Origin of the sequence: Streptomyces sp. NPDC001027, from assembly GCF_040299045.1 — a bacterium.
Lineage (GTDB): Bacteria > Actinomycetota > Actinomycetes > Streptomycetales > Streptomycetaceae > Streptomyces.
The window spans coordinates 1-16,928 of sequence record NZ_JBEPBI010000049.1; the positions used below are offsets into that span (position 1 = coordinate 1).

Sequence of the window (16,928 nt, forward strand, 5' to 3'; positions counted from 1 at the left end):
GCCGTGCCGCCCATGCCGCCGCCGGCCCTGCCGCCGCTGACTATGACAGCGGTCATAGTAGCCGGTTCTATGACGGCGGTCATAGGGTGGGCGTCGAAGGGGCGGGAGCCGGACGGTGTGGCGTGGGAGGCGGGCGATGGCGGTGTCGGAGCGAGGACCGCGTGAGCGGATGGTCTTCAGTGCCGCACAGCTGATCCGGCGCGACGGCGTCGCCGCGACCGGGATGCGCGAGGTCGCCGCCCACGCGGGAGCGCCCCGCGGTTCGCTCCAGCACTACTTTCCCGGCGGCAAGGAGCAGCTGGTCAACGAGGCGGTGGGCTGGGCGGGCCGGTACGCGGGCAACCGGGTCGCCCGCTTCCTCGCCGCGCTGCCCGAGCCGACGCCCGGCGCCCTGTTCGCCGAGATGGTCCGGCAGTGGACGGACGAGTACGCGGCCGACGGCTTCGCGGGAGGCTGCCCGGTGGCGGCCGCCACCGTGGACTGCGCCCGTACCGCGCCGTCCAGCCGGGCGGCCGCGGCCGCCGCGTTCGCCGCCTGGACGGAGCCGGTGGCCCGCGCGCTCACGGACATGGGCGTGCCCGAAGAGCGGTCCGGCGCGCTCGCCACCCTCATGGTCAGCGCCCTGGAGGGCGCGCTGCTCATCGCCCGCGCCGAGCAGGACGTACGGGCGTTGCGGGCCGTGACCCGGGAACTGCGCCCCCTCCTGGACGCAGCGGCCGGCCAGGACGCGGCGTCGACAGGCCAGGACGCGGCGTCGACAGGGCAAGACGCGGCGCCGACGCGGCAGGACGGCTGACGGCAGGTCCGGCCGTCCGCTCGTCCGCCCTCTCCCGCCCTGCGCCCGTCCGGGTTCACCCGCAGACGTGACCGGTCGCCCGAACGTTCGCCCCCGGGGGTTTCGCCGTTCCGGACCGTCGGCACGCGTGTCTCCTCGACCATGGACGAGACATGACCGTGCACCCGCTCCCGCTCGCCTGCCGCGGCCTTCCGCACGCCGACGGCGCGGCCGGCGCCGGAGCGCTGTCGGCCGTCGGCCTGGCCGCGACCACGACGGCCCTGGCCGCCGCCGGCTATCACCTGGTCTTCGCGTGCACCGCCTCGTTCGCCGCCTGCCTGGCGGCGGCCCTGGTGTTCTTCACGGTCGCCCTGCTGCGGTCGGGCGCCGCAGGGTCCGGCACCCTGCTGTCCGACCTCGGCGCCATGGTGTCGGCGCAGGTCGCGGCGTGCTGCTGGTTCTCCTGCGCGGCCGCCGGCCCCGGCCCCGGCCCCGGCCCCGCCGAGGGGACGCTCCACGAAGGCGCGGGCGGTGCGATCCATCTGGCGACGACCCTCGTCACGGTCTGCGCGCTGCGCGCGGTGGCACGCTCGCGGTTCCGGCTCCCGGGCCGCGTCCAGTCGGGTCTGCGCAGCCTCTTCCGCCGTCTGTGCGCCCTGCTGTCCGCGCGGACGGCCACGGCCCCGGCCGGGGACCCGAGCCGCCTCCCGGGCGCCCGCCCGGCCGACGAGCGGTGCCTCTCCGAGGTGCTGCTCACCGGCGCGGCCGGTCGTCGCGGCCCTCCCTAGCACCGCCGCCGCACCCCGACGCCTGCACACCCCCGACGCGTCGTCGCACGCCGTCGCGCCGAACCCCCCGAACCCTCCCCCCCCAGGTCCGACCCGTCGCGCGCCTCGCAGGCCCCGGCGGGACGACCCTCTTGCCGCGAACCAGGAAGCCAGGGACCCCCCATGACGCCCATGACGACCCCCCGCATCGACATCGTGCACGCCCGCGACCTCACCCCGGGCGACCTCGCCCGCTGGAACGAACTCCGGGGCGCCGCGACCGCCGCACCCGCCAACCCCTTCATGAGCGCCGAGTTCACCCAGGCCATCGGCCGGGTCCGCCCCGACGCCCGCGTGGCGGTGCTGCGCCGCAAGCGGCAAGCGGTCGGTTACTTCCCCTACCAGCGGGGCCGATGGGGTCACGGCCGTGCGGTCGGCCTCGGGGTGTCCGACTGCCAGGGCGCCGTCCTGGACCCCGACGACGCGCTTCTCGACCCGCACCATCTCATGCGCGCCTGCTCCCTGAACGCCTGGGAGTTCAACCACCTCGAGAACGGCCAGGACCTCTTCCTGCCGTACGCGACGGGCCGGTTCGCGTCTCCCGTCGTCGACCTCGCCCACGGATACGCCGCGTACGAGACCCACCTGCGCGCCCACTCGCGCAGCCTGCTGAAAACGACCCGGGCCCAGGAGCGCCGCCTGGCCCGGCACCTCGGCCCGCTGCGGTTCGTCCACGGCGAACGCGACCCGGCGGCCCTGCGGACCCTCGTCGGCTGGAAGTCCGCCCACTACCGGCGCACCGGCCGCCGCGACCCCTTCACACAGCCGTGGATCGCCCAGCTCATCGCCCTGCTCGCCGCCTCGGACTCGCCCCACTGCTGCGGCGACCTCTCGGTGCTCTACGCCGGCGACCGGCCCGTCGCCGCCCACTTCGGTCTGCGCTCCCGCACCGTCCTGTCCTGCTGGTTCCCCTCCTACGACCGCAGCGTCGCCACCTTCTCCCCGGGCCGGATCCTCTACCTGCGCATGATCGAGGCGGCCGCCGCGTCCGGCATCGCTCTCGTCGACTTCGGCAGGGGCGAGGCCGCCTACAAGAACTCCTTCAAGACCGGCGATCTCATGGTCCACGAAGGAGCACTGCGCACGTCCGGCCCGGGCGCCGCCCTGCACTGGCTCCGCCGGGAGCCGCTGCGGGCGGTCCACCGGCTGGTGCGCGAACACCCCGCCCTCAAGGGAGCGGCGGTACGCACGCTGAGGGCCGTCGGCACGGTCCGGAACACGCCCTAGTTTCGCGAGGGGCCGGCGTGCGCGCGGGGAAACGCGGGATGGGGAACGGGGAGCGGGACGGTCTCAGCCGTCACGCGAACCGCACGAGCCTTCCCGCTTGCTTCACCGGGCGCCGGGAACTCGGACGTGGCCACGGTCGTTCCTCCTGTCACACCGCTACTTCAGGAGAGCAACGCTTGTCCGCCACGTCGACGGACCCCTCGGGGCACGATCCCCGGTCATCCAGCCACGTCCTGTCATCCCGCCACGCCCGGTCGCCGCGTGACGCACGGCAGGGCGGTGATGCCGCGTGAGCGCGACGAGCGCCGTGCTGGGCCTGCTGGCGGTCCTCGTGCTGACCGCCGGCACCGGCTACTTCGTCGCCCAGGAATTCGCCTACGTCTCCGCCGACCGGCTCGCCCTCGCCCGTGAGGCGCAGGCGGGGGACAGGAAGGCCGCCCGCGCGCTGACGGTGCTCGAGCGGCTGTCGTTCATGCTGTCGGGCGCGCAACTCGGCATCACCGTGACGGGCCTGGTCGTCGGCTTCGTCGCCGAGCCGTCGGTGTCCGCGCTCCTGGAGCCCGCGCTGTCCGGACTGGCCCTGCCCGACGCCGCCGTCTCGGTCGTCTCCGTCGTGATCGCCTTCGGCGGCGCGACGGTCGTCCAGATGGTGCTGGGCGAGCTGGCCCCGAAGAACCTCGCGATCGCCGTGCCCGAACGGCTGGCGAAGTCCCTCGCCGGTTCCACGATCGCGTACCTGAGGATCGTCGGCCCGGTGGTGCGCGTCTTCGACGGCGCGGCGAACAGGCTGCTGCGCGGGGTCGGCATCGAGCCCGTCGAGGAGCTGCACCACGGCGCCACCCTGGAGGAGCTCGGCCACCTCATCGGCGAGTCCCACGAGCAGGGAGAGCTGCCCGAGGACACGGCCGCACTGCTCGACCACGCCCTGGAATTCTCCGAGCGCACCCTGGACGAGGTGATGGTGCCGCGTGCGGACGCCGTCTTCGTCCGCAAGGACGCCAGCGCCGCCGAGGCGATCGACCTGATCGGCGTGCACGGGCACTCCAACTACCCCGTCCTCGGCGACCACCCGGACGACGTCGCCGGCGTGCTGGGCGTGCGCGAGCTGACGCGTCTGCCCGCGGGCCTGCTCACCGCCACCGCCGTTGGCACGATCGCCCGCCGTCCGCTCCTGCTGCCCGACACCCTGCCGCTCCCGAACGCGGTCGAGCAGATGCGCGAGCGCGGTGACGAGTTCGCGGTCGTCCTCGACGAGCACGGCGGTGTGGCGGGCATCGTCACCTACGAGGACATCGCCGAGGAGCTGGTCGGCGACATCGTCGACGAGTCCGACACCGTCACCGAACTCGCCCTCGCCGACGGAGAGGGCTGGGTGGTGGACGCCGGGCGCCGGCTCGACGAGGTGGCCGGCGCCACCGGCGTCGAACTGCCCGCCGAGGAGGACTACGACACCGTCTCCGGTCTGATCGTGGACCGGCTGGGCCGCTTCCCGACCATCGGCGACCGCGTCACCGTCGAGCTGCCGGACGGCGGCCGAGCCGTGATCGACGTGCACACGCTCAACCGGCACGTGCCCGAGCGCGTACGGATCGAGCGCGTGCAGATCGAGCGTCTGCGGAGCGAGCGATCGGAGGGGCAGGCATGAGTTTCCCGATGGCGCTCTTCGTCACCGTGCTGCTCCTGATCGGCAGCGGGTTCTTCGTCGCCGCCGAGTTCGCGCTGGTCGCCGCCCGACGGCACCGTGTGGAGAAGGCCGTGGCCGAGGGGCGGCGCGGCGCCCGGGCCGCGCTGGCCGGAATGCGCGAGCTGTCGCTGATGCTGGCGGGCGCCCAGCTCGGCATCACCGTGTGCACGCTGGGGCTCGGCTCGGTCTCCAAGCCCGCGATCTCGCACGAACTCGACCCCCTGCTGCACAGACTGGGCCTGCCCAGCTCACTGAGCTACGCGATCGCGTTCGCCGTGGCGATGATCGTGGTGGTCTTCCTGCACATGGTGGTCGGCGAGATGGCCCCCAAGTCCTGGGCCATCGCCCACCCGGAGCGATCGGCGATGCTGCTCTCGCCCGCCTTCCGCGGCGTGGTGAAGGCCGTACGGCCGGTCATCGGTCTGCTGAACAGGGTGAGCAACGCACTGGTACGACTGTGTCGCGTGACGCCACGCGACGAGCTGACCGCCGTCCACAACCGTGAGCAGCTCACCCATCTCGTCGAGGAGTCGCAGCGGCTCGGTCTGATCAGCGAGACGGACTCGGGGCTGCTCACCAGCTCGCTCACCCAGCCGCACAATCCGGTGAGCGACCTCCAGGTGCCCGCCGCGCAGATCACCTCGGTGCCGGCGCAGGCGGACATGGAGGAGATCCTCGCCCTGGCCGCCGCCCACGACCGCAACCGCCTGCTGGTGCGCGACGGGGACCGCGTCGTCGGCTCGGTGCACGCGCGTGACGCGCTCATCGCCCGAGCCCGCGGACGAACCGCGACCGCCCGTGACCTGGCCCGTCCGCTGCCGGAACTGACGGAGCAGGACACGATCAGCCACGCCATCGAGCAACTGCGCCGGCGCCGCGCCTCGCTCGCCGACGTCCGCGACGGCGCCGGCCGGCTCACCGGCATCGTCACCCTCGACGACCTGCTCGGCCGGCTGACGCACCCGCAGGGGGCGTAGCGGCCGTCGGGCCTCCCGAGCCGACCGCCGCCCCCTGCCCGCGGTGCGTCACACCGTCCCCGTCGGTCTGGGCCGGTCAGGGCCGGTCGCGGTCGGTCACGGCCGGTCGCCGCCCGGCTCCCGCCCCGGCAGGAACTCCTGGAGTTTCGCCTTGAAAGCCCGCCGGATCACCGCGCTCCCCTCGGCGTCGCCCGCGAGGACCGACGCGGCCGTGGCCTCCAGCCGCTCCCAGGTGGTGTGCGGCGGTAGCGGCGGCACGGCCGGGTCGGTGAGGAACTCCACGAGGGCGGGCCCGTCCGCCTCCAGGGCCGTCCGCCAGGCCTGCGCCACGTCCTCGGGCCGCTCCACGCGCACCGCCGTCAGCCCCAGCGAGCGCGCGAACCGCGCGTAGGACACGTCCGGCAGCTGCTGCGAGGGAAGGAAGGGCGGGGCGCCCTCCACGGCGCGCATCTCCCAGGCCCCCTGATTGAGTTCGCGGTTGTTCCAGACCGCGACGACGAGCCGCGGATCCCGCCACCGGTCGCGGTAGCGGGCCGCGGTGACCAGCTCCGCGAGCCCGTTCATCTGCATGGCGCCGTCCCCGAGCAGGGCGATCGCGGGCCGGTCCGGGTGGGCGAACTTGGCGCCGATGGCGTACGGCACCGCGCAGCCCATCGTCGCGAGCGTGCCGGAGAGGGACGCGCGCATACCCGGCCGCAGCGTGAGGCCGCGGGCGAACCACGTCGCCACCGATCCCGCGTCGCAGGCGACGATCGCGTCGCGCGGCAGCAACGGGTCGAGGACCCGGGCCACGTACTCGGGGTTGAGCGGATCCGCCGACAGCCCGGCCCGGCGCTCGGACACCTCCTCCCAGCGCCGGACGTTCGCCCGGACGGTGTCGAACCACTCGCGGCCGCGTTCCGCGCCCCGGATCAACGGGATCAGCCGCGTCAGGGTCTCCTTCGCGTCGCCGACCAGGCTCACCTCGTGCGGATGGCGCCGCTCGTTCGTCCGCGGATCGACGTCGATGCGCACGCCGCGCGCCCTGTCGGGCCCCGGCAGATGCCGCTCGTACGGGAAGGACGACCCGATCGTCAGCAGCGTGTCGCAGTCGCGCATCAGCTCGTAGGAAGGCCGGGTGCCCAACGGGCCGACCGCTCCCGTCACATAGGGGAGTTCGTCGCTGAGGACGTCCTTGCCGAGCAGCGCCTTCGCCACACCCGCGCCGAGCAGCCCGGCGATCCGCTCCACCTCCGCGCCAGCCCCGGCGGCGCCCCGGCCGACCAGGATCGCCACCTTGTCACCTGCGTTGAGGATCTCCGCCGCCTGCCGCAGCGACTCGTCCGACGGGACGTCGGCCTGAACAGGCGGCGGTACGGCCGTCGGGCCGCCCCGGTCCGGGCCGGGCGCCGTCGCCGTGAACTCGTCCTCGGAGGCCGCGGCCACGAGATCCTGGACGTCCGCGGGGATGACGACCACGGCCGGGCAGCGGTGGACGTACGCCGTACGGATCGCCCGGTCCAGGACGTCCGTCAGCTGTTCGGGGGCGGTCACCGTCGCCATGAACTCCGAGGCGACGTCCGCGAACAGCGTGTACAGGTCCACCCCGCGGCGGCCCGCGCCGCGCAACGCCGTGGCGTCCGCCGGCCCGTGCGCGGTCCCGGCCGTCACTCCGTCCGTCGTGCCGACGATCGCCAGGACCGGGACGCGGTCGAGCTTCGCGTCGTACAGACCGTTCAGGAGACGGACCGCCCCCGACTCCGAGGCCGCCGTGCAGACGCCCAGCCGCCCGCTGAACCTGGCGTAGCCGACGGCCTGGAGCGCCGACGCCTCCTCGTGCCGCGCCTGCACGAACCGTGGCTCGTCCCCGGCCCGCCCCCATGCCGCGAAAAGCCCGCGAAGGCCTCTGCCGGGGTACCCGAAGACATGCTCGACCCCCCAGGCGCGCAAGCGCCGCAGGACGTGGTCGGAGACTCTGACGCTCATGGAAGGGGCCTCCCGGGGCCGGGACCCACGCCCACCGGATCTCGGCGCGGGCGCGGGGGCGGGGTGGAGCTCGGGCTGGGGCTGGGGCTGGGGGCGGGTGTGGGTGTGGAGGTGGAGGTGGGTGGGGACGGGGACTCGGGCACGGGCAGGGAGTCGGGCACGGGCAGGGACTCGGGCGACGGGGGAGGGCTCGTGCGCCGGTTTGACGCGTGACGGGTGACCCGGACTCCGGCGGGAAAACCTGGACGGTGTTTGGAGGCGGGCGTCGCGGGCAGGCGCAGCCTCAGTGCTTCGGACCGGAGGCGCCTCCGTGGGAACGCCGCGCCGCGCGGCCCCCGGCAGGCCCGGTCGGGCCGCTGTCGCTTCCTGTGACCCGGCCAATCCCGAGCACGTCCGAGGGAGTTGCTGTACCTCATGTCGAACCGAGCGAACACCAGGCGCCACCCGCACGACGACGCCCCCGACACCGCCGACGCCTTCCGTGAACTGGCCGCCCTGCCCGCGGGAGGCCGGCGCGACGCGCTGCGGGACCGCATCGTCGAGGCCTGGCTCCCCATGGCCGACCGCCTCGCCGGACGGTTCCGCAACCGCGGCGAGAACCACGAGGACCTTCGGCAGGTCGCCGCCCTCGGCCTGGTCAAGGCCGTCGACCGCTACGACCCCGCGCGCGGGCACGCCTTCGAGAGCTACGCCGTGCCGACCGTGACCGGCGAGATCAAGCGGCACTTCCGCGACCACATGTGGACCCTGCATGTGCCGCGCCGGGTCCAGGACCTGCGCAACCGGGTGCGCGTCGCCGGACAGGACCTCTCCCAGACCGTCTCCGGACGCCGTCCCACCGTCGCCGAGATCGCCGAACGCGCGCAGCTCAGCGAGGAGGACGTCCGCACCGGTCTGGAGGCGCTCGACAGTTTCTCCGCCCTGTCCCTGGACGCGGAACTGTCCGGCAGCGAGGGCGGATACTCGCTGAGCGACGCGCTGGGCGCGGCGGACCCGGCGCTGGCCACCGTCGTCGACCGGGAGGCGGTCAGGCCCCGGCTCGCCGCCCTGCCCGAGCGCGAGCGGGCGATCCTGTACATGAGGTTCTACCGGGACATGACGCAGAGCCGGATCGCCGAGCAACTGGGCATCTCGCAGATGCACGTCTCCCGCCTCATCAGCCGGTGCTGCGACCGGTTGCGGGAACAGGTGCTGCAGGAGCCGCCGGAGCAGCCGCTGTAGCAGCCGTTGCTGCGGGAACCGCCGGGGTAGCCGCTGTCGCAACCGTTGTGCATGAGCCGCTGGAGTGACCCCTGCAGCAACCGTTGCTGAAACCCGCGCAGGACCGGCTGCGGAAACCGCTGTCGAAACCGTGGCGGGAGCGGCTTCGGAAACCGTTGCGGGAGCCGTGGGCGGGAGCCGTTGCGGAAACCGCTGTAGAAACCGTTCCAGGAGCCGCTGCGGAAACGGCCGTAGACACCGCTGCAGAAACCCTTGTGGAAACCCCCTGCAGACGCTGCTTCAGAAACCGCCGGCGAAACCCCTTCGGAACCCGCTCGGGAAATCGCCGCGGCGACGGCCGGGGCGGGGCGGCGTCACCCGCTTGGGGGCCGCCCGTCCCGCCAATGGCGTCCGGCCGCGCGCGTCCGGCGAACCCTCGGGCTGTGATGGCGGTGGGGCAGGAACGCCCCGCCCCGCTGTCACCGGCCGAAGGAGCCGTCCCATGGGTCGCACCGCCCACTTCCTCTCCGCCCTCGCCGTGGCCGGTGCCGTGCTGGTCGCCGCCGGACCGGCCGCGGCGGCCGACCCGTCGGCGGAGGTCAGCCCCGGCAGCGTCGCCCCGGGCGGCACCGTCACCGTGTCCGTCTCCTGCGGCGCGCTGGGCGTCGCCGCGCCTGAGACCCTCGAGGCCGCCTCGCAGGCCTTCGCCGACGGCGCCGTCAAACTGACCAAGGTCCCCGGCGGCGACGCGCAGGCGGACGCCGCCTACCAGGGCACCGCCGCCGTCGCCCCCGCCGCCGAGCTCGAGGTGAGCCCCGACGCGGTCGGACCGGACGCCGCCTGGACCGTCGACGGCGCCTGCCCGGCCGCGCCGGGCGGACCGGGGAAGCCGTGGAGCGCGACCCTGGACGTGGCGCGCACCCCGGCCCCGCCGTGCGGAGCGGCAGCCGGAGAGTCCTGCTCCACCGCCAAGCCCTGCCCCCAGCCCCTGACCGCCGCGCAGCCGCACCCCGCCGGCTGCCGCACCGCGCCGCCCTGCGGCCGGCCCGAGGCGCAGCCCCGCGGCGCCGCGTCGCCCACCGACTGCCCGCCCGCGAGCGTCGACCACGGAGTACGGGCCGGCGCGGGCGGCGCCTTCACCGACTCCGTTCCCGCGCTGGCCGCCGGGGGGCTGCTGATCGCCGGCGCGCTCGGCGCCGCCGTGCACCGGCTGCGCCGCCGCGGCCCCTCCGTCGACGCCTGACACCATTGCCCACCAGGCCGTGCTGTGACCGGCGCAACGCGCGAAGCCGACCATGACGCGCGGCCTCACCGGGTACTCGTCACCCAGGGGCACGCACCGCCCCGTACGAGACCTGACGCCCCGTACGAGCGCCGGGCCCCCTCCGAGACGTCACGCCCCCACGCCCCACGGGCCATGCCCCACGACCCGCGACGAGTTTGATGGGCAGGGCAGCGGGCAGCGGGCAGCGGGAAGCACGCGCACAGGCACAGGCACAGGCACAGCGCAAGGCAAGGCAAGGCAAGGCAAGACACCAGGACTGGGCGCCAGGCCGGGACTGCACGGAGGGCCATATGCGGCGGAGCGAACCGGAGGACCACGGCCCCGTCCGCTACGGCCCGCCGCTCCCCCCGGACGGCCTGCCGGTGCTGCCCGAACTCGCCGCGGTGCTCGCCGCGGCCGCCGACCGCGCCGACGGCGAGCCGGTCGGCGGCGGCCGCGACCTCCTCGACGCCGCCCGGGGCTACTGCTCCCGGCGCGGCGGCCCCGCCGAGCCGGGACGGGTCGTCGCCGGACCCGGCGCCCCCGCCCTGCTGCTCGCGCTGACTGCAGCCCTCGGCGGCGACGTCCTGGTGCCGCGGCCCTGTGCGGCCTGGTGGGCGCCGTACGCCCGGCTGCTGGGCAGGCCCGTGTTCCACGTCGCGACGCCCGCGGAGTGCGGCGGCGTCCCGGACCCGTACGCCCTGCTGGAGACCGTGCGCCGGGTGCGCGCCGAGGGGGGCGACCCGCGTCTGCTGGTGCTGTCCGTCGCCGACGACCCGACGGCCACCGTGGCGCCGCCGGAAGTCCTGCACGAGGCCGTGGAGGCCGCCGCGGGGGCGGGCCTGCACCTGGTCAGCGACGAGACCTGGCGCGACACCGTGCACACCCCGCAGGACACCGTGCTGGTCAGCCCCGCCGAGATGCTGCCCGGCGAGGTCACCGTCGTCAGCGACCTCGCCGGCGCCCTGCTGCCCGTCGGCTGGCCGGCGGCCGTCGCCCGGTTCCCCGCCTCAGCTGCCGGAGACGCCCTTCACGCGCGCGTGCTCGACGTGCTGACGGCCCTCGACGCCCGGGTGGCCGGGCCGGTCGCCGCCGCGGCCGCGTACGCGCTGACCGAGCCCGAGCCGGTGACCGCGCGCGCGGCCGCCGCCGTCCGCCTGCACGCGCACGTGGCGCGCGAGATGCACGCCGCCGTGGTCGCCGCGGGCGGCCTCGCCCTGCCACCGCGGGCCGGCCGCCACCTCTACGCCGACCTCGGCCCGCTGCGCGAGGCGCTGTCCGCCCACGGCGTGGGCGACGCACAGGAACTGGAGGACTACCTCTCCGCCCGGCTCGGCATGCCCGCGCCGGGCGGACACCGCTTCGGGGACGACCTCAGCGCCCTGCACGTCCGGTTCTCCACCGGCATGCTGCTCAATGGCGCTGACGCCCGGCGCACGGAACGCCTCACCTCGCCCACACCGTGGGAACTGCCCCACGTGCAACGCGCGTTGACGCTCATGAGATCGGTCTTCGACGATCTCGGTGACGAAGCTCAGCGATGGGAGCCTCCTCGATGACGCAGCAGTCCGAGTCGACCGCCACCAGCACCGTGGCCGGCGGGGCGGTCGGCGCCGCGCCGACCCTGTCCCCCCTCGCGCCGGCGCCCGCCGTCCCGCCGCTCGCCGCACCCCGGCCGCCTGGCGAGCGCCGGATCTGGCCGCGCACCTTCCACGACCGGCTCACCGCGCCGCTGCCCGGCCTCAAGGCCATCGCCCGGTTCGCCCGCGAAGGCTCCGTGCGCCCCGGAAGGGAGGGCCTCGCCGACATCCCCCGACTGCCCTTCGCGCCCGCCCCGCTGCCCCGCGTGGACGCCCGCACCCTCGCCGTCAGCTGGGCGGGGCACGCCAGCTGGGTGGTGAGCATCGGCGGCCTGACCGTCCTGACCGACCCGGTGTGGTCCCGCCGCATCCTCGGCACCCCGGCCCGTATCACCCCCGTGGGCGTCCCCTGGGACGCGCTGCCGCGCATCGACGCCGTCGTCATCAGCCACAACCACTACGACCACCTGGACGCCCCCACGCTGCGCCGACTGCCGCGCGACACACCGGTGTTCGTGCCTGCCGGGCTCGGACGCTGGTTCCTGCGCCGCCGGTTCACCCGGGTCACCGAGCTGGACTGGTGGGAGGCGGCCGAACTGTCCGGCGTGCGCTTCGACTTCGTGCCCTCGCACCACTGGTCCAAGCGCAGTCTCACCGACACCTGCCGCTCCCTGTGGGGCGGCTGGGTGCTGACCGCCCCCGACGGCCGGTGCGTCTACTTCGCCGGGGACACCGGCTACGGCCACTGGTTCTCCCGTATCGGCCGGCGCCACCCCGGCATCGACCTGGCACTGCTGCCGATCGGCGCCTACGACCCGCGCTGGTGGCTGCGCGACGTGCACTGCGACCCCGAGGAGGCGGTCCGCGCCGCCCTCGACCTCGGCGCGCGGCGCATGGCCCCCATGCACTGGGGCGCCTTCGTGCTCTCCGCCGAGCCCGTCCTCGAACCCCTCACGCGCGTGCGCGCCGCCTGGCAGAAGGCCGGCCTGGACCGCGACGACCTGTGGGACCTTCCGGTGGGAGGCTCGCGGGTGCTGGACGAGTCCCCCGACGGGAGGGACGCCCTGGCCGGCCGGGCCCGCGGGACGGGGGCCCTCAGGCCGTCCGGGTCCTCCTGAGGGGGGCGCTCAGGCCGTACGGGTCCCCCTGATCCGGCGCCACAGGGCCGGGGCCGCGCCGATCAGCAGGGTCAGGGCGACCGCGGCGACCACGCCCTCCCAGGGCTCGGGGAACAGCGAGCCGCCGAGGATGCCGATCAGCTGGTACGTCACGGCCCAGGCGAGACAGGCCGGAAGGTTGCCGCGGGAGAAGCGGCGCAGCGGCCACTTCGCCATCAGACAGGCCAGCATCACCGGGATGCGTCCCGCCGGCACCAGCCGGGACAGCACCAGCACCGTCGTGCCGTGGTCGGCGAGCTTGTCCTGCGCCTGCGCCAGCCGCTCCTCGGGCGCCCGCGAGCGGATCGCCTCCAGCCAGCGCGAGCCGTTCTTCGACCCCATCCCTCGCCGCCCCAGCCAGTACAGGGCCGCGTCGCCGCAGAACGCGGCCAGCGACGCCGTCACGAACACCAGGAGCAGCGAGAACGGGGCCTTCTGGTGGAACGCGACCACGGCCGCCGTGCTCACCAGCGCCCCCGTCGGCACCACCGGCACCAGCGCACCGATCAGCACCAGCAGGAACAACGACGGATAGCCGAGCGCCTGCTGCGTAGCCTCGGTCGGTATGACCGCGGTGACAGCGGTTGCCGCGGCGGCCGACACGGTCACCGCGCCTCCTCCAGGCGCACGCTCTCCCCGTGCCCCAGCCGGTGCACGGCCACGTCCGGCGCACGCTCCGCCGCGAGCCGCACGAACTCCTCGCCGGGCGCGTGGAACTCGTGGGGCCGCACCGCGTCCATGCCGATCGGCCAGTACGTGCCGTAGTGCACCGGCACCGCGCTGCGCGGCTCCAGCCGGGCCAGCGCCTCGGCGGCCCGTCCCGCGTCCAGGTGCCCCTCGCCGAGATGCGGGCCCCAGCCGCCCACCGGCAGCAGCGCCACGTCGACCGGCCCGACCTCCTCGGCCATGTCCTCGAACAGGCCGGTGTCCCCGGCGAAGTACGTCCGCGCCTCGCCCTCGACGACGTATCCGAGCGCGGGGGAGGAGCGTCGGCCGAGGGGCAGCCGCCGTCCGTCGTGCCGCGCGGGCACCGCCCGTATCCGGACCCCGTCCACGGTCGTCACGTCACCCGGCTCCATCTCGCTCAGCCGCAGATGCCGCAGCCGCCGCAGCCCGGGGACGGCGCGCGGCGCGCCCCGGGGCACCAGCAGGCGCGTGCCCGGCGCGAGGCGCGCCAGCGACGGCACGTGCAGATGGTCGGCGTGCAGGTGGGAGACGAGCGCGACGTCGGCGTTCCAGGCCCCGGGCGGGGGCAGCGCGCCGCGACGGCGGCGCAGATGTGCGAGGCGGCGGGCGAACAAGGGGTCGGTGAGCACACGCACGTCCGAATCCTCGACCGTGCAGGTCGCGTGACCCCACCACGTGATCTCCACCGGCACCTCTTTGCCTCCTTCGCGCGACTCCCCCGAAGCCTACGGGCAGGAGTAGGGTCGGCGACTGAACCCGGAGGTGAGGGGGGACGCCATGGGACCGCCGCGGGTCATGCGGGTCACCGCGATCGCGAGTCTGACGCCGCTCGAGGAACTGGACGCCGATCCCTTTCTCGTGGACTCCCGCAGCCAGCACGCGATGTGCGCGCGGTGGGCCGCGGAACGCGGACACGTCGTCAGCCGGGAACTGCTGGTGCGCGGACTGCGTCCCGACCACAGCGTGCTGTGGGACGGGGTGGTGCCCGGCGTCGACCTGTTCGTCGCGCCGAGCCGCCGGGTGCTGGAGAGCGCGCTGTCGTCCGTAGAGGAGTTCGCCGCCGAGTGCGCGCGGCGCGGCGTGCGGGTGGAGACGGTCGGCAGCGCCGAACCCGCCTACGACGCGCAGATGAAGGCCCGGGTGCACCGGAGGCTGTCCATGCCGACGGCCGGCTACGACGGCCGGTAGGACCCCCGTCCGCGTCCTCGTCCCCGCTCCGTCCCCGTTCCCTTTCCGTCTGCGTTCCCTCTCCGTCCGTGTCCTTGCGACGCCCGTGAGCGGCGTGATCCGAACGACCGGCCTCGGTCCCCCGGGGTGCCCCTCGCCGCGGTATGGCAGGGTGGAAGACGGCTCCCACGGGCGTCGGGGCCGGAACGCGAGGTGTACGGGGCGTGCGTGGGGTGCGATGGCGGCGGGCCGTCAGTCAGGCCGGGCGGAGCATCGCGGTGTGGGCCGTCTCCACTCTCACGATGCTCGTGCTGGCGGGGATCCTGCCGGACTTCCGGCTGCAGTCGCCCGACGGCGACAGCGCCACCACCGTCGCCGTGACCGCGGCCGTCGGCGCGGGCGTGTTCGGCGTGCTGTCCGCGCTGGCCTGGCCGCTGCTGGTCCGCCTCCTGCTGCTGGTGCCGGCCCTGGTGCTCGGCCTGCTGGTGTTCTTCCTCAACGGCTCGCTGCTGCTCCTCGCCCTGCGGCTGAACCCCTCCGGGCAGAGCGAGGCGGCCCCCGAGACCGCCGTCATCGTCGCCGCCGTGATGTCCGCCGTCGCATCCGCGACGGGCGGAGCCCTGGCCGTACGCGACGACGACGCCTACCGTCGCCGCCTGTACCGCCTCGCCGACCGTCGGCGCAGGGGCGGCCCCGCCTGTCCCGCCACCCACGGCGCCGTCTTCCTCCAGCTCGACGGCGTGGGCCACGACGTGCTGGTCACGGCCGTGCGGAAGGGGCTGATGCCGACGGTCGCCCAGTGGCTGGGCGAAGCGCCCGCCGAAGGCGGCGTGGGCGCACCGGGGCGCACGCCGCGTGCGACGCACCGCCTCACCCCCTGGCGCACCGACTGGTCCAGCCAGACCGGCGCCAGCCAGCTCGGCATCCTGCACGGCAGCAACCACGACGTACCCGCCTTCCGCTGGTACGAGAAGGACACCGGGGAGGTGATGGTCTGCAACCGTCCGACCAGCGCCGCCGAACTCCAGCGCCGCGCGGTCGAACGCACCGGTGACGGCGGACTGCTGTCGGCCGACGGCGCGAGCCGCGGCAACCTCTTCGGCGGCGGCGCCGACGAGCAGGCCCTCGTCCTGTCCATAGCCGCACGTCGGCGCAGCCGGGAGACCCGTTCCCGGGCCGGCTACTTCGCCTACTTCAGCGACCCCGCCAACGCCGTGCGCACCGCCCTGTCGTTCGTCGCCGAGGTCGTCCGCGAGATCGTCCAGTCCACCCGCGCCCGGCTGCGGGGCGACCGCCCGCGCGTGGGACGCGGCGGCCTCTACCCCTTCGTCCGCGCCTTCGCGACCGTCGTCGAACGCGACGTCGTGGTGGCCGCGGTGATGGGCGACATGCTCGCCGGCCGCACCGCCGTCTACGCCGACCTGGTGGCGTACGACGAGGTCGCGCACCACTCCGGGCCGCTCGGCCGGGACACCGAGCAGGTCCTCGGCCGGCTCGACCGGGCGCTCGCGCTGATCGAGACCGTCGCCGAGCACGCCCCTCGCCCCTACCGGATCGTCGTCCTGTCCGACCACGGTCAGAGTCCCGGCGAGACGTTCCGCACCCGCTACGGCCTCACTCTCGGCGACCTGGTGCGGGCCGGCTGCGGGCTGCCCGTGCCGCGCGGGGCGGAACGCACCCACAGCGGCGCCGAGGCCCGCGCGGCCGTCCGTGCGGCGCTGCGCCGCCCCGTGGAGGAGCCGTCCGGCAGCCGGGAGCCGTCCGGCCGCCGCTCGGAGCCGGTCGTGCTGGCCTCCGGCAACCTGGGCCTGATCTCCTTCCCGGACGTCCCGCACCGGATGAGCAAGGAGGAGATCGACGCCCGCCACCCCGCGCTGCTGTCCACCCTCGCCAACCATCCCGGTGTCGGCTTCCTGCTGGTGCGCAGCGACGAGCACGGCGGAGTCGTCCTCGGCGCGCACGGCGCGCACATCCCCCTCGACCGGCTCGACGAGCACCCCGGCCCGCTGGCCGTGTTCGGGCCGGGCGCGGCCGACGCCGTGCGCCGCACCCACACCTTCCCGCACACCGCCGACATCATGGTCAACTCCTGCCACGACCCGGCCGACGGCGAGGTCCTCGCCTTCGAGGAGCAGATCGGCTCGCACGGCGGCCTCGGCGGCGCCCAGGCCCGGCCGTTCCTGCTGTCCCCGCTGGCCCTGTCCGCGCCGGTCGGCGACGGCGGGGAACTCGTGGGCGCGGAACACGTGCACCGCGTCCTGCGCCGCTGGCTGCGCGAGTCCGACGGCCCCCAGGTCCCGCTGAAGACGGCGCGCGAGGAGCCCGCCCGGGAGGAACGCGCCGCCTGACGACGAAGACGCCCGACTGGCCCGCCGGGTCGACGAGTTCGCGCCGCGTCCGCAGCCGGTGGGACGCCGC

Annotated in this window: 14 protein-coding genes; 11 read left to right on the plus strand and 3 right to left on the minus strand. The window is 75.0% G+C overall.

Going from position 1 to position 16,928, the window contains the following annotated elements:
- The first annotated feature begins 136 nt into the window (after positions 1-136).
- From ABT300_RS16410 to ABT300_RS16430, 5 genes are all read left to right on the plus strand, one after another.
- Positions 137-796 (plus strand): TetR/AcrR family transcriptional regulator, encoded by a 660-nt coding sequence (locus tag ABT300_RS16410; protein WP_351675780.1) that lies wholly within the window; start codon positions 137-139, stop codon positions 794-796.
- Between the two features lie 152 nt (positions 797-948).
- Positions 949-1,563 carry a hypothetical protein gene (locus tag ABT300_RS16415; RefSeq protein WP_351675782.1) on the plus strand — a complete coding sequence of 205 codons (615 nt, stop codon included), beginning with the start codon at positions 949-951 and terminating at the stop codon, positions 1,561-1,563.
- Positions 1,564-1,734: 171 nt separating this feature from the next.
- Positions 1,735-2,829, plus strand: a complete 1,095-nt coding sequence (locus ABT300_RS16420; protein WP_351675784.1) for a GNAT family N-acetyltransferase — start codon at positions 1,735-1,737, stop codon at positions 2,827-2,829.
- A gap of 289 nt (positions 2,830-3,118) precedes the next feature.
- Positions 3,119-4,474: a hemolysin family protein gene (locus ABT300_RS16425; RefSeq protein WP_351675787.1), complete on the plus strand. Its 1,356-nt coding sequence runs from the start codon at positions 3,119-3,121 to the stop codon at positions 4,472-4,474.
- On the plus strand, positions 4,471-5,490 hold the full coding sequence (locus ABT300_RS16430) for a hemolysin family protein (RefSeq protein ID WP_351675790.1): 1,020 nt from the start codon (positions 4,471-4,473) through the stop codon (positions 5,488-5,490). Before ABT300_RS16425 ends, ABT300_RS16430 begins: the two co-directional genes overlap by 4 nt.
- A gap of 96 nt (positions 5,491-5,586) precedes the next feature.
- Here ABT300_RS16430 and ABT300_RS16435 read toward each other — a convergent pair whose 3' ends face one another.
- Positions 5,587-7,455 carry a thiamine pyrophosphate-requiring protein gene (locus ABT300_RS16435; protein ID WP_351675793.1) on the minus strand — a complete coding sequence of 623 codons (1,869 nt, stop codon included), beginning with the start codon at positions 7,453-7,455 and terminating at the stop codon, positions 5,587-5,589.
- A gap of 414 nt (positions 7,456-7,869) precedes the next feature.
- Between ABT300_RS16435 and ABT300_RS16440 the strand changes: the two genes are divergently transcribed.
- The 4 genes from ABT300_RS16440 (at position 7,870) to ABT300_RS16455 (ending at position 12,617) form a co-directional block, all read left to right on the plus strand.
- Positions 7,870-8,676, plus strand: a complete 807-nt coding sequence (locus tag ABT300_RS16440; protein ID WP_351675796.1) for an RNA polymerase sigma factor SigF — start codon at positions 7,870-7,872, stop codon at positions 8,674-8,676.
- Between the two features lie 481 nt (positions 8,677-9,157).
- On the plus strand, positions 9,158-9,898 hold the full coding sequence (locus ABT300_RS16445; RefSeq protein WP_351675799.1) for a hypothetical protein: 741 nt from the start codon (positions 9,158-9,160) through the stop codon (positions 9,896-9,898).
- A gap of 332 nt (positions 9,899-10,230) precedes the next feature.
- Positions 10,231-11,478 (plus strand): aminotransferase class I/II-fold pyridoxal phosphate-dependent enzyme, encoded by a 1,248-nt coding sequence (locus ABT300_RS16450; RefSeq protein WP_351675802.1) that lies wholly within the window; start codon positions 10,231-10,233, stop codon positions 11,476-11,478.
- Positions 11,475-12,617: an MBL fold metallo-hydrolase gene (locus tag ABT300_RS16455; RefSeq protein ID WP_351675804.1), complete on the plus strand. Its 1,143-nt coding sequence runs from the start codon at positions 11,475-11,477 to the stop codon at positions 12,615-12,617. The genes ABT300_RS16450 and ABT300_RS16455 overlap by 4 nt, the downstream gene beginning before the upstream one ends.
- Positions 12,618-12,626: 9 nt before the next feature.
- Here ABT300_RS16455 and ABT300_RS16460 read toward each other — a convergent pair whose 3' ends face one another.
- On the minus strand, positions 12,627-13,259 hold the full coding sequence (locus ABT300_RS16460) for a DedA family protein (RefSeq protein WP_351675865.1): 633 nt from the start codon (positions 13,257-13,259) through the stop codon (positions 12,627-12,629).
- Positions 13,260-13,261: 2 nt separating this feature from the next.
- On the minus strand, positions 13,262-14,035 hold the full coding sequence (locus ABT300_RS16465) for an MBL fold metallo-hydrolase (protein WP_351675807.1): 774 nt from the start codon (positions 14,033-14,035) through the stop codon (positions 13,262-13,264).
- Between the two features lie 85 nt (positions 14,036-14,120).
- On the opposite strand from ABT300_RS16465, the gene ABT300_RS16470 reads away from it, so the two are divergent.
- Positions 14,121-14,531, plus strand: coding sequence for a hypothetical protein (locus ABT300_RS16470; protein ID WP_351675809.1), 411 nt, complete (start codon positions 14,121-14,123; stop codon positions 14,529-14,531).
- A 143-nt stretch (positions 14,532-14,674) separates the two neighbouring features.
- Positions 14,675-16,858: a phage holin family protein gene (locus ABT300_RS16475; RefSeq protein ID WP_502977949.1), complete on the plus strand. Its 2,184-nt coding sequence runs from the start codon at positions 14,675-14,677 to the stop codon at positions 16,856-16,858.
- The last annotated feature ends 70 nt before the right edge of the window (positions 16,859-16,928 follow it).